Annotated in this window: 8 protein-coding genes; 3 read left to right on the forward strand and 5 right to left on the reverse strand. The window is 45.4% G+C overall.

What is annotated here, in order from left to right; translation table 11 throughout:
• Nucleotides 1–23 precede the first annotated feature (23 nt).
• The 3 genes from M1L62_RS25035 to M1L62_RS25045 all read left to right on the forward strand — a co-directional run bounded on the left by M1L62_RS25035 (nucleotide 24) and on the right by M1L62_RS25045 (nucleotide 3,248).
• Entirely contained in the window at nucleotides 24–1,214 is a 1,191-nt protein-coding gene (locus tag M1L62_RS25035; RefSeq protein ID WP_254562387.1) for a Gfo/Idh/MocA family protein, read from the forward strand.
• 121 nt (nucleotides 1,215–1,335) lie between these two features.
• Complete coding sequence (locus M1L62_RS25040; RefSeq protein ID WP_254562388.1) at nucleotides 1,336–1,815, forward strand: single-stranded DNA-binding protein; 480 nt, start codon at nucleotides 1,336–1,338, stop codon at nucleotides 1,813–1,815.
• 116 nt (nucleotides 1,816–1,931) lie between these two features.
• Entirely contained in the window at nucleotides 1,932–3,248 is a 1,317-nt protein-coding gene (locus M1L62_RS25045) for a transporter associated domain-containing protein (protein ID WP_254562389.1), read from the forward strand.
• 6 nt (nucleotides 3,249–3,254) lie between these two features.
• Here M1L62_RS25045 and M1L62_RS25050 read toward each other — a convergent pair whose 3' ends face one another.
• The 5 genes from M1L62_RS25050 to M1L62_RS25070 form a co-directional block, all read right to left on the reverse strand.
• A complete protein-coding gene (locus M1L62_RS25050) occupies nucleotides 3,255–6,833 on the reverse strand; it encodes a VCBS repeat-containing protein (protein ID WP_254562390.1) in 3,579 nt (1,192 codons plus the stop codon).
• On the reverse strand, nucleotides 6,830–7,255 hold the full coding sequence (locus M1L62_RS25055) for a hypothetical protein (protein ID WP_254562391.1): 426 nt from the start codon (nucleotides 7,253–7,255) through the stop codon (nucleotides 6,830–6,832). The genes M1L62_RS25050 and M1L62_RS25055 overlap by 4 nt, the downstream gene beginning before the upstream one ends.
• Nucleotides 7,256–7,406: 151 nt before the next feature.
• Nucleotides 7,407–8,849 (reverse strand): RagB/SusD family nutrient uptake outer membrane protein, encoded by a 1,443-nt coding sequence (locus M1L62_RS25060; RefSeq protein ID WP_254562392.1) that lies wholly within the window; start codon nucleotides 8,847–8,849, stop codon nucleotides 7,407–7,409.
• A gap of 42 nt (nucleotides 8,850–8,891) precedes the next feature.
• The gene (locus M1L62_RS25065; protein ID WP_254562393.1) at nucleotides 8,892–12,332 is read right to left on the reverse strand and encodes a TonB-dependent receptor; all 3,441 of its coding nucleotides are present in this window, start codon (nucleotides 12,330–12,332) and stop codon (nucleotides 8,892–8,894) included.
• A 124-nt stretch (nucleotides 12,333–12,456) separates the two neighbouring features.
• The gene (locus tag M1L62_RS25070) at nucleotides 12,457–13,458 is read right to left on the reverse strand and encodes a FecR family protein (protein ID WP_254562394.1); all 1,002 of its coding nucleotides are present in this window, start codon (nucleotides 13,456–13,458) and stop codon (nucleotides 12,457–12,459) included.
• Nucleotides 13,459–13,482: the final 24 nt, after the last annotated feature.

Below are 13,482 nucleotides of genomic sequence, written 5' to 3' on the forward strand. Positions count from 1 at the left end.
TACTAAACCTTAGACTTTATTGTATGCAAAAAATAGCGATGCTGGGTTCCGGATTTATCGGACGGTTTTATGCTGAATCAATTCATGGCCAGCGGGGCCGGGATAGGGTTGTTGCCATTTATGCACGCAGGGAAGAAAGCGCCCGGAAATTTGCGGAGGATTATGGTTGTGATTTCTGGTCTGCGAATATGGAGGAAGTTATTTCACATCCGAGTGTGAATATGGTCTGCATCGCGCTGCCCAACAATATTCACGAAGAGGCGGTTATGCTTTGTGCCAAACACAAAAAGGCAGTTGTGTCGACAAAACCATTGGGAAGAAATGCGGACGAAGCGCTTCGGATGTTGAAAGCGGTGGAGGAAGCAGGCATTTTTGCAGGTTATCTGGAAGACCTTTGTTATACACCGAAATTTTTAAAGTCGCTCGAAAGTGTCAAAAACGGCGCGCTGGGAAGAATTATCTGGGCGAAATCGAGGGAGGCACATCCGGGACCGCATAGCGAATGGTTCTGGGATATTGAGCAGGCTGGCGGCGGCTGTATTCTGGATCTTGGCTGCCACTGTATCGAAATTTCGAGGAATTTTATCGGCAAGGATATTCGTCCGGTGGAGGTCATGTGCTGGGCAGATACGCAGGTAAAGCCGATTGATGCGGAAGATCATGCAATTGCGCTGGTGAAGTATGAAAACGGAGCCATCGGGCAATTTGAAGTCAGCTGGACGTTTCGTGGAGGAATGGACTTGCGCGACGAAGTGATGGGTACAGAAGGTACCATATGGATAAACAATTTCCTGAGAACCGGATTTGAAATGTATACCTCGGGAAGCGGCGGTGATTATGTTGCAGAAAAGGCTGAAAGTAAGAGCGGCTGGCTGTTTCCCGTCGGAGATGAAGTAAATGAATTGGGATATAACCATATGTTTACGGATATGTTCAATGCGGCGGAAGAGGGCCGTGAGTCAGCTGAAACTTTTTACGACGGATATGTAGTCAATGCCATTATCGACGCCGCGTACCGGTCAGCAAAGACCAAATTGTGGGAAAAAGTAGAACTTCCGGTTTGGCGCGGACAAGAGGGCGTTACCAAACCGTCAAACTACGTCGAATATGATGAAAGCCATTATCTGATCAAACAGGAAGTAACGCATGACGGCCGAAATAAATTAATTTTAAAGGATAAGGTGACGGGGAAAATCAGTGAAAGGGATATTTAAAGAGGAATGTGGGGTTATTCCGTTGCCAGATAGATTTATGCAAAATTTGAATTTGTTTATTTGAACTAATATCCGGTATATTGAATTTAATTATCCACAATCATCACAAGCGCACAAAATCATGGCAAGTGTTAACAAAGTAATTTTAATCGGAAACCTGGGAAGTGACCCGGAAGTACGATATCTGGAAAGCGGATCAGCCGTGGCAAAATTCAGTATTGCCACAACCGAAGCCTATACCAATAAGAATGGCGAAAGGGTAGAAAATACCGAATGGCACCGCATTGAACTGTGGGAAGGACTTGCGAAGGTCGCCGAGAAATATCTTAAAAAAGGAAATTCTGTATATATCGAAGGCAGACTTCGGACGGATAACTGGACGGACAAAGAAGGACAGCAGCGTTCCGGCGTGACCATTCGTGCGAACAGCATGACATTGCTGGGCGGGCCCAATACGGGCGGAGCGGGTGATAATTCCAGTAATCAGGGTTATAGTCAACCTTCTGCGGCACCAAGGCCTAATAATCAGGAGCCGAGATCAAACGATCCGATTCCGCCGTCTATGGCTGCCGGAAATGATGATGACGATCTGCCATTCTGATTTTCAAAGGAATTCTATCCGGAAAACATGTTTATTTCCACTGCGGTGCAAATAAGCAGCAAGATTTTTGGGTAGAATTCTTATCTTGGGTTTATTATGAACTTTTCTGACTTTTTGTGAAAGAAACTGCCGATAGTGACGATCCTTTGTCCCGAAAGCGTACGGGGATAATTTATCCTGTTAAAAGTGCGCTTCCTCTGCTGGCCGGGATGGTTATACCCATTGATCGTTTTGCCGTTTACGAATTAATTCTTGTCTTCATTCTTTTGGCTGTCTCTCTTTTTCTTTCCGGAATCAGAGCCTCTTACGCAACAGCCGGCGCGATGGAAAATCCCTGGGAACGAAAAAGTGTTTCTGAAGGAAATCTTCCAACCCGTATTCAACAGCTCGCACTTTCTATTATTCAGCGCGGAGTCACCCTGCTCGCACTTTTACTTGCTGCAAGATTTACCTGGTTACAGGTTCAGGATAACGATGAAACTATTTTTCAATGGATATCGCTGGCCGTACTTGCCTTCTGGATCTGGCTGGATGTAATGGTCAGGTTTTATTCGGCACGCAATGCAGCTGAGCTGATCCCGAAAATTGCCGGCACGACTCATCTTATTATCAAAATTTGTGAACCGCTCACCAAACCTATAACACGCCTGGGTTACTTTTTCGGGATACTGACGCCGGAGGGTTCCGAAATTTCTACGGAAAGATTCGAAGCAAAAGCGGAAAGTGAAGAGGAAACAGATCTTTTACGCGGTCTGGCAAATTTCAGACAGACCAACGCCAGAAAAGCAATGCAGCCGCGTGTCAATATCACGGCATTTGATATTGAGCTGGATTTTCATGAGTTAATGGACAAGATCAATAAGTCGGGATATTCGAGGGTTCCTGTTTATCGTGACACGCTCGACAGCGTGGAAGGAACGCTGAATGTAAAAGATTTGCTGCCTTATCTGCATCACAACGAGCATTTTAACTGGCAGAAATTACTTCGTGAGCCTTATCTTATTCCGGAAAGCAAGCGGCTGGACGACCTGATGAAGGAATTTCAGAACCGTCGCGTGCACATGGCGATTGTCATCGACGAATATGGTGGGACAAGCGGTTTAATCACGCTGGAAGATATCATCGAAGAGATTTTTGGTGATATTAACGACGAATATGATGAAGAGGAAGAAGTCAATTACACCAAGGTCGACGAGAACACGTATGTGTTCGAGGGAAAAGTTCTGATCAACGACCTGTGCAGAATACTCAATCTTGAATCGGATTATTTCGATGAAGTCCGTGGAAACAGTGAGTCGCTCGCAGGGCTCTTACTCGAACTTTTTTCAAGACTGCCGCGAACCGGCGAAATTGCCACGCATAGGGAAATCACCTTTAAGGTACAGTCTGCCGACAAGAAAAGGATCAAGAAAGTAAGGGTGCTGGTTGGTTAGCAATCGTTATTTTGAAATATCAACCGACCGAATGCCTCCTTTCGAATCGTGAATTTTTATCGCTGACAAATTATCTTTCCGGACAGTCAACACACCTGACGATTGCGACAGATATCCCGAGCCGTTGCTCCATTCATGTCGTCTTTTGCTTCCGTCTTTGAAAATAATTTCCGCCCAGTTGTCGGTTGCTGATGGCTGTACTTTTATCAATTTCTCAGTGGATTTCTCCGATGAAAAGACTTTAAGTAAATCATTATTCTGAGCCGCGAGAACCAGTCTTTTTCCATCGTTCAAATTTAAAACCGCGAGACTTTTTCCATCTCCTTCCACCAGAAAGCCACTTTTTGCAGCGGAAACAGGAGTGAAGCTACCTTTTCCATTTCCCTTTAGTAACAAACCGTTGAAGGCGTCCAGCCGGCCGCTGATCGATTCCGGCGCGTAGGAATTTCCGGTTATCAGTAAATCAAGGTGTCCGTCAAGATCGTAATCTGCGGCTGAAAGGCCGTACACAGGACCTAATTGAGCAGCGACGGGCAGTGGTTTGATCTTGAATTTCCCATGCCCCAGATTTTCCAGCAATACACTTTGCATTTGCTCGCATACCAGTTTGGTTACGTCTTTCAGCTCTTTTTTCGTGAAAACATCCTTCATTTCAGCTTTGGCGTAATCGGCATAGTAAACAAATCGTTTTTTGAGAAAATTCATCTGACTGGTCATCTCATCACGTGGGTGTACAGGGTATAAATTTTCTCCCAGGTACTGACAGATAACCGGATCCATCGTCCCGCTTTTATCAAAATCTTTCGCAAAAAGTGTTAGTGGTTTACCGGTTTGCGGGCGACCTTCTGTATTTAACCCAACATTTCCGGCAACATAATCAATATCTCCGTCCTCGTCAAAATCTCCGGCAATCATGCTGTTCCACCAGCCTTGTGTGTCAGTCAGGCCGGTTGAGGCCGTTACGTTGACAAATTTTCCGCTGCGATTTTTAAGAAAAGTAAGTGGCATCCATTCTCCTGCAATGATCAGGTCCGTCCATCCGTCCTCGTCGAAATCAGTCCAGAGCGAAGTGGTTATCATGCCCGCATTTTTGAGCTCAGGACAGGCTTGTGCCGTCATGTCCGTGAACTTTCCATGGTCATTTCTCAGCAGCGTGCTTTTAGGGGAAACCGGATATTGACCCGGCGTAAGCCGCCCGCCAACAAATAAATCAAGATCACCGTCTTTGTCAAAATCCGTTGCACTGACCGAGGATCCGCTTGTTGTATTAACGGGTAAAGCGGCCGGATCTAACCTGAAGTTTCCTTTGCCATCGTTGAGATAAAGGCGGTCCTGATAGTATTTAGAATCCGTTGGGAATTCACTGCTTCCGCTCACGACATACAAATCAAGATCCCCGTCCTGATCCGCATCGAAGAGGAGCGACCCCATATCTTCTTCGAATTTTTGGTCCTTCGTCAGCGGTTTTTGGATGAATTTTTGCTGCGCATTTTGCACAAAAAAGTTGCCGGAATGTTTGAAAGCGCCGCCTATGTAAAAATCTTCACGACCATCTCCGTTGATATCACCAACAGAAATACCCGGTCCGTTTTGGGATAAAAGATGCGGTAAAAGTGGCTGCACCTTAAAGTCAATGTATAACTCGTCAGTATGTTTGTAATGAATTCCGGTGATGTCGGCTGCTTCTTTAAAAAGCGTGGTGGGTAATGCCGGCCTTATCACTTTTTCGGCTTTGGCTTTTTCAAAATCCGCCGTTAACACCTGATCCGCAGGAACATTTTTTAGCGACAGCGTTTTTTGATCTGGCCAGACAATGCGAACCGAGTCCAGTTTTTTGTTTTTTCCTAAACCAAAATGCAGTGTATTTTCAACCGATGACTGATAACCCCGGTACGGAGAATGCTCGATAAACTGTTTTTCTGCACCGTAATAGATAGTCACTTTGGCACCAAAACCGTGAGGGTTTTCTTTCGGGCCTTTTAAATTGATGCGCAGATAATGATGGTCCGGAAGTTTTTCAGCATGGTTTTTATAAACAAACGCTTCCTGATCAATGTTGTTGATCACCAAATCAAGATCTCCGTCATTGTCGAGATCCGCATAGGCCGCGCCATTTGAGAATGATGGCTTGTCAAAACCCCACAATTCCGACTGATTTTTGAATGAGAGATCGCCGTTATTTTTAAACAGGTAATTGGCGACATGCGCGCCTTCTACCTCCTTTAAAGCATTTAGGGTGGGGGTGTTGTTCATATTCCCCGATTGCATCTGCTGCTGATATTGTGCCATTCTGTAAATGACAAAATCCCGGTTTGTGATGTCTTTCGGGTAACCGTTCGTGATTATGAGGTCACGCTGACCATCGTTATCGTAGTCGGCAAACAAGGCGCTCCAACTCCAATCAGTAGCCTGTATTCCTGAAAACCGTCCGATTTCACTGAAAAAAGGATGATTTGTTCCGGGACGATTGCCATTGTTATGTTGCAAGGTATTCCGCATAAACTGAGGCTGATAACCCATGCGTTGCTCGGACAGATAACGGTCATAATTCATGAGCCCGAACATGTTCTTCCGGCGTGTGTTCCCCTCCGGTAACATATCCAGTGTGACGAAATCTACCAGTCCGTCGTTATCGATATCGGCTGCGTCATTACCCATCGCCGAATAACTTTGATGGCGGAAATAATCGGTGATCTCATTTTTAAAAGTGCCGTTCTGCTGGTTGATGTAAAGCAGGTCATTGGACAAATAGTCGTTGGAAACGTATACATCCGGCCAGCCATCTTCATTGATATCTACGATGGAAACGCCGAGGCCAAAACCCTCGGTCAATATATTGGCTTCCCTGGAAACATTGGTAAAAACAGGCTTCCCTGAGATTTTACCATCATTCCGATACAGCTTGTCGGTGCTCAACGCAGAGCCATCCGTTCTTTTGGGTCTGATAACGTTCGGGCCTTTTCTCTCCATGACGTTGGTCAGCAGAAAAACATCCAGATCTCCATCGTGATCATAGTCAAAAAAAGCTGCCTGGGTGGTGTTGCCGTCGTAGTCCAGGCCATATTTTTTGGCTTCTTCGGTAAATTTGTTGTTGCCTTGGTTGATGTACAATAAATTGGGCCGGGCCGCGTTCGGTCGAGATTCAAAATCAGATCCTGTTGATCGCGGCCCAGCCAATCGTGGCCCGGCCCTGCAAACGTAGATGTCCAATAGGCCATCGGCGTTGATGTCGACCATGGAAATTCCCCGCGACCAGCTATCCGAAAGCGCAATGCCGGAAGAGGTTGTAATATCTTCAAATTTCAGATTACCACGATTCAGATACAACTTGCTTTCGGCCATGTTGCCGCCCAGGAAAATATCCTGCAAGCCGTCATTGTTAATATCCCCGATGCCTACGCCTCCGCCATTGTAAAAATATTCGTAGGTAAGGATATTGAGTTTTTCATCTTCTTTCAGATTGTTGGCAAAGCTGATTCCGGTTTCAGAAGAAGGCAATAATTCAAATAACGTATCCTGCTCTTTCTTTTTACATGCGAATAAAACGCTGCCTAGCGAAAGCAATAATATCAGTCGTTGGATCATTTTGAAGCAGAAGTATGATCGGGAAGAATTTTTGAAAAGAAGCGGACTTCGTAAAGTGTTTGATTTTTACCGGAAAGATAGGGTTTCTGTATTTTCTTTAAAACCAGTTGCTTATCATCCAGTTTAAGGATCTTATAACCTGACAAAAAATTTCCGGTAGAATCGAGGTAAACCAGTGAATCGGCAGCCAGAATTTTGTAGGTGTACTTTCTGAACTCTGTTTTTTTTCGCTCAAAAACCTCGCCTTTGCTATTGTACTCAAAATGCGACCAATGCTCATCCTGCGAATCGTTGGTATGTGTAAAGCCGTTCACAAACGTAGAAATGGAATCCGTCCGCCAGGTGCCCTGGATATTTTTTTCCCGGGATGCACATTGTGTCAGAAGACTTACAAGAATGATACAGGCTATTACTCTTTTCACGATTTGAGGAAATAATAAATTTAAAAATGTGGGCAGGTCTGAGCGAGAGCGAGAAAAAGAAGTCAAGTTTTCAAAACTTGACTTCTTTATGGAAACTTAACTTCTCTAATGGCTGAGAATCATTCGAGCCAATTTCAATAACAGTTAACGCTTAATAATTGCTATTCTGGATCAACACGCCATTACTCAAATCGACTTCACGTTGCGGAAGCGGGAAGTAATAATGTTTCGGTTTTACGAAATTACGGCTCGGTTTGTAAGGCCCGCGGGCAATCTTATAATGAGCGGAAATGTCGATCAAACCTGCTTTGTCCCAGCGCATCAGATCCTGATGTCTTTCATTTTCACCCGCAAGTTCCACCCGGCGCTCGTGCATGATATCCTTGATCGCTGCGTTCGTGATCGATTTCAAACCGGCACGTTTTCTTACCGTATTCAATTCCGTATCGCCATTTTGTCCTGACCGTATCTTCGCTTCTGCCACCAGAAGATATACATCGGCCGAGCGAAGGAAAGGCGAATTTAAACTCTGGTCCATATCCCCCGTAGCCGTAAACTGCGTGTATTTCCTGAATGCATAACCCGTCACACGCGTCATATCGGCTGTAAATTTGACATTTCCCTGAGAACCCTGCGTCACAGTATCACCCGGACTGAAAATAGAATAGGCTCGTCTTGGGTCACCTGCTTCAAATTCGTTGACCAGATCCTGGATCGGTTCATGAAAACCCCAGCCACCAAAAGCCTGTGGCGTGTGGTAATAAGCGGGGGAGTTATCGGTGGTCCACCCTGTTTCATATTGAAGTGAAAACAATGTCTCGGTGTTATTCTCGGTGACCAGTTCAAAGTTCTGATTATAGCCCGTTGCCAGTTTGTAGGCAGCATTTGACGTTACTTTGGTACCGGCTTCAACGGCTTTCGCCCAATTTTCCTGATAAACATATAGTTTGGTCAGGAAACCATAGGCAGCTCCCTGTGTTACACGGCCTCCTTCGGCAGCCTCATACGTTACCGGCAACAGTGATGCTGCTTTCTGGAAATCGGCCTCCGCCTGGGCGCGCACTTGCGCCAGCGTTGATTTTGGTTTGTTATAAGTCTGGTTAATGGCATCTTCTTCCAGTAAAATCGGGACTTCTCCGTAGATTAATGAAAGCCGCCAGTAGACGAATCCTCTCAAGAAATAAGCTTCGCCCATGCTGCGGTTACGCAGCGCATCATCCATCTTGACTTTCGGAGCGTTGATCAGCACTGCATTGGCTCTTGAAATAACTTCGTATTTGGTCGACCAGGTTGCCAGAATGTGTGAATTGGAAGCATCGAAGGTGAACATTTCCAGGGCAGTCTCATCAGCATGGTCACCCGCACGGTTCATATCATCCGAGCAGTTATCGAAGGTATATTCTGTATGCGCGAATCCGTCTTCGTTTAATAATGGGGCATAAATGGCGTTGGTAGCGGCCACAACGTCGTCGCCGTTGCGCCAGTATTGCTGTGATGTAACCTGTCCGTATGGCGTTGTTTCGAGTAAGTTATCCTGACAACTGATCAACGTTGCAAGAAAAATATAGCCGGCGAGTGTAGTTATCTTTTTCATAAATAGTAGAAATTCTGCTGGTATAAAATCTGAACGTTAGGATTAGAAAGATAGCGAAGCACCGATTGTCCATGTTCTGGCCAAAGGATATTGAGCATAATCAACATTAAGCTGGTTGTATTGCCCTGTACCGCCGCCAACATATCCGAGTTCAGGATTTAAGCCGGAGTATTTTGTAAACGTGATGATATTCTGACCCGTAACATAAATTCTCGCTTGCGACATTTTTAATTTACCGATCACCGATTTAGGAATGGTATAACCCAGTGTCATATTTTTCAGGCGTAAGAAATCACCTTTTTCAACGAAAAGATCCGAAGGACGGAAATTGCGGTTGGCGTTATCGATGCTTACGCGTGGAACCGTATTGCTCGTCCCGTCGCCATGCCAGCGGTTTTGTTCTTCGGCATAAAGATTAAAGGAATAACTCGCGTCAAGTCCCTGCATCCGGTCTGCGTTGTAAATGGAGACACCGCCCACACCGACAAAAAACAGGTTAAGGTCAAAACCTTTGTAATTAACGCCTGCTGAAAACCCGTAATTGATTTTAGGCTGAGGGCTGCCAATGATGGTTCTGTCCTGATCGTCAACGACACCGTCCTTATTCAAATCAACGAAGCGGACGTCGCCGGGATGGATTTGCCCGTCAGTGCGGCGGGAATCATTGGCGATATTGGCATCAGAATCAATCTGACCCTGGTTTTGATAAAGACCATCGGTTTTGTATCCATAAAAAGTGCCATAGGGATGCCCTTCATACGTGCGGACAATTTCCTGCTGCCCTCTTCCGTATAACTGCGTGGCGAGGAAACCGCCTGGAGTAGCCAGTTTGGTAATTCTGTTTTTGATGAACGTTGCGTTCCCGCTGAAATTGAAGGTGAAATCTCCAACGCTATGGCGATAAGAAGCTTCCAGTTCAAGTCCCTGATTTCTCAGCTGCCCAATGTTTTGATCAGGAATTGTAGAAGTTCCGATGGTTCCGATCGATGGAGGTGCCAGAAGCATCTTCTTCGTATCCTTCACAAAATAGTTTGCGGAGAAATAAAGACTGTTTTTCAACAACCCTGCTTCCAGACCGAAGTTGCTCATTTCGGCAGTTTCCCAGCCGATATGAACGTTGGCAAGTCTGCTTTGCGCAGCGCCGGCAATTTGATTTTGTACGCCTCCGTTGCCAAATGCATAACGGTATGACGAATTGATCAAAGCAAGATATTGCAGAGAAGCTACGTTTTGGTTACCCAATTGTCCCCAGCCACCGGTTAGCTTGAAGTTGCTGAAAATCGGAAGGGCATTTTTGAAAAAATCTTCCTCTGAAACTCTCCATCCTGCTGAAAACGCAGGGAAATAACCCCATTGGTTGCCGGGAGCAAACTTGGAAGAGCCATCACTGCGGACAGTCGCAGTGAACAAATAGCGGTCTTTGAACGAATAATTTACCCGGCCAAATACGGAAGCCAGTGCATCATAAGTGCGTCCGCCATTGCCTCCGTCGGAAAGGGGGATGGAAACAATGGTTCCTGCATATTGCATGTAGCGCAGGGACATATCTTCGCTGGCAAAATCACGCCCGCGCTGGTTGGAATAAATATCATTGAAAGTCTGGGAAGTATAACCACCAACCAGATTTAGCGAATGCTGACCAAATTTTTTGTCATAAGACAGGAAATACTCCTGAAGGAACGACCAGTTTTTATCGTGGCTCAAACTTAGCTGATTGTAGGAATTAGTCCTGAACTGATCGTTGATTTTAATGTCAAAAGTATGGCTTTCTCCAAAAGTAGCATCCATGGCCACGTTGGCACGAAGTTTAAGCCCTTCCAGAATTTCAAGTTCGCCGGTAACGCTGCCCAGGAAGCGGTTGCGGATATTGTCCGTATCCTGATTGTCAACCGTGAAAATCGGGTTGTTGATATCTCCGAAAGCACCAATCCCCTGCGTAGAGCTGTAAGATCCATCGGCATTTTTAACGGGCAATCCCGGATGAAAACGAATGGCACTCCAAAGCAAACCTGTTTGTGAGGATTTGGTATCGGGAGAGCTGTTATGGGTATTCGTAAACTGGAAATTCTGGCCAATTTTAATACGTGAGCCGATTTTGTGGTCCGAGTTTATACGAAAAGTAAGCCTTTTGTAATTTGAATTACCGATGATACCTTTTTCATTATAATAACCACCCGAAATGGCGAAAGAAGAATATTTTCCGCCACCTCTGATCGAGGCATCATAATTTCTCGTAATGCCTTGTTTCAACAACTCATCCTGCCAGTTGGTAAGCTGGGTCTGGTATTTTGGATCCTGCCAGATCGCCGGAACCGGCAGCCCGTCGTTGGTATAAGCTTCACGTTTTAAAGTAGCCAGCGAATTGGCATCCAGTACATCCAGTGTTTTGATCCGGTTGGTTACACCCAGGTATCCGTTTACCGTAAGCGCAATCGGATTATCGAATTTCCCGCGTTTGGTTGTGATGATGATCACTCCGTTGGCAGCCCGTGTTCCGTAAATCGCGGAAGCCGAAGCATCTTTTAAAATTTCAATGGATTCGATATCATTGGGATTGACATCGTTCATGGTGCCTGATGGCACCCCGTCAATCACAACAAGTGGAGTTGAATTGTTTACTGTTCCAAAACCACGGATCTGAATTGTTCCGGCATCTCCCGGAGCACCGCCATTTCTGACGATATTAACCCCGGCTGCGCGGCCCTGAAGGGCCTGCTGAGCACCGCCAGACGGCAGATTCTGGAAATCGGAACCTTTTACGGACGACACAGCGCCAGTCACATCTTTCTTTTCCTGGGTTCCATAACCTACAACTACCACCTCTTTCAGAGCGCTCACATCAGGCACGAGTGATATGTTGACGACATCACTTTTATCCAGCGCAATTTCCTGGCTGACATAACCTATAAATGAAAATTTCAGCGTTACAGCGCCATCTCCAACGGCTAACTGATAGTCGCCTTTTTCGTTGGTAGAAGTTCCCTGCTGCGTACCGAGTACGAGAATATTAACGCCAGGCAGTCCTTCGCCTTTCTCATCGATCACCTTGCCCGAGATTTTACGCTCGATCAGTTGATTAGGGAAAAGCAGTCCCTGGGATGGAATTGCGGTTCCCGATGGCTTTTTTCTCAGCAAAATCCGGGTGTTGCCGACCACTTCGTATGAAACATTCAACGGATTTAATATCTGGTCAAGTACCTTGTTCAGCGGTCCTCGCAATTCCTTTAAAGAAGTGCTTTGCGAGTTTTGTATGCTGCTCGTGCTATACACAAATTTCACATCCGCCTGTTTTTCGATAAGGTTAAGGATCTTTTTAATCTCCATCGATTCCACCTTCAGCGAGATTTCCTTGCTAAGCAACTCCTGGCCGCGCAGGGTATGGGCCATGGAAATACCACAGCATAAAATCGAAATAAACAGTTGCTTTACGGTAGTACGCATGACTTTGTAAACAACCCTTTTGAGGGGTATTTTTTTATTCATAATTTTAAAAGTTTTTGTGGTTAACGAAACGCAAAAACGTGGAAATATCCTGCTGATTTTCAGCAGGGGACTTTATCGGTGCCGGTTATGTTAGAGCATTCCGGCACCTTTTTATTGTTGTAAATTATTTGGTACATCCTTCGCCTCTTACAAAAAGCGTTGTTCCGCGCCGTTCGTAACTTGCGTTAACAGACTTGCAAATCAGATCCAGCTGCTCAAAAAGTGAAAGATCAGTCAGATCACCGGTGAACAAACAGGTTTCCACCGCATCATTTTCGATCACGATATCAATTCCGTAAGCCTTTTCAAGTAAAGAAAATGCGTCTTTTACCGGTGTTTCCAGAAACGAAAACCCATGGGTAGATAGCAACTGGGAAGTCGTAATAACCGGGTTCTCGACGATAGCCAGTTCCATTTTTTTTGATTTTTTGTCAAAAACAATTTTTTGATTCCGTGTCAGAATCACCCCGTTACTGTTTGCGGAAACCTTATCGGCCACTTCATACACGGATACACGGCCGGAAGTAACCAAAACTTCAATTGAGCGCGCATCGTCGTAGGATTTAACGGTGAAACTTGTGCCCAGCACCTGCGTTGCCAGGTTCTCCGTAGATACCACAAATGGTTTAGCAGGATTTCTTTTTACCTGAAAAAATGCTTCACCATGTAAATAGACTAACCGGCGTTCCTCTCCGAAATGTTCGGGGAAACTGATGCTGCTCTTTTGTTTTAAAATGACTACGCTCCCATCCTCCAACGGAACACGCTGGGGACTGTTGGAAGTATTTTTCACTTCGATAACCCCGCGGTTTTCAATCGTTTCAATGCTGGCGGATTCTTTATTTTGGATTCTGTTGACGAGAAACCAACTGCCGGAAACCAGGAGGATCGAGGCGGCAATACCTTTAATCCACGGTAAAAAACGGATTTGCCAGGGCTCTCCAATTGTACTTTTATGAAGTTTTTGTTTTATCCGGTCACCGATCTGCTCTTTTTCAGATTCGAAAACGGGAGACGCCAGGGGAGGATTATTTTCCAGATATTCCAGGACATACTTTTCTTCCTCGGGTGTTTGCTCGCCCGACAGATATTTCTGCAACAGTATATCGAAGTCAAATTGATTCATCTTTTATGTTTCAGCGGAGTGATT

Source organism: Dyadobacter diqingensis, assembly GCF_024220585.1.
In the GTDB taxonomy this organism is placed as follows: domain Bacteria; phylum Bacteroidota; class Bacteroidia; order Cytophagales; family Spirosomataceae; genus Dyadobacter; species Dyadobacter diqingensis.

Excerpts from the sequence above, each read along its gene's own strand:
- M1L62_RS25035 (WP_254562387.1), top strand. The coding sequence starts at position 24 with ATGCAAAAAATAGCGATGCTGGGTTCCGGATTTATCGGACGGTTTTAT.
- M1L62_RS25040 (WP_254562388.1), top strand. The coding sequence starts at position 1,336 with ATGGCAAGTGTTAACAAAGTAATTTTAATCGGAAACCTGGGAAGTGAC.
- M1L62_RS25050 (WP_254562390.1), bottom strand. The coding sequence starts at position 6,833 with ATGATCCAACGACTGATATTATTGCTTTCGCTAGGCAGCGTTTTATTC.
- M1L62_RS25060 (WP_254562392.1), bottom strand. The coding sequence starts at position 8,849 with ATGAAAAAGATAACTACACTCGCCGGCTATATTTTTCTTGCAACGTTG.
- M1L62_RS25065 (WP_254562393.1), bottom strand. The coding sequence starts at position 12,332 with ATGAATAAAAAAATACCCCTCAAAAGGGTTGTTTACAAAGTCATGCGT.
- M1L62_RS25070 (WP_254562394.1), bottom strand. The coding sequence starts at position 13,458 with ATGAATCAATTTGACTTCGATATACTGTTGCAGAAATATCTGTCGGGC.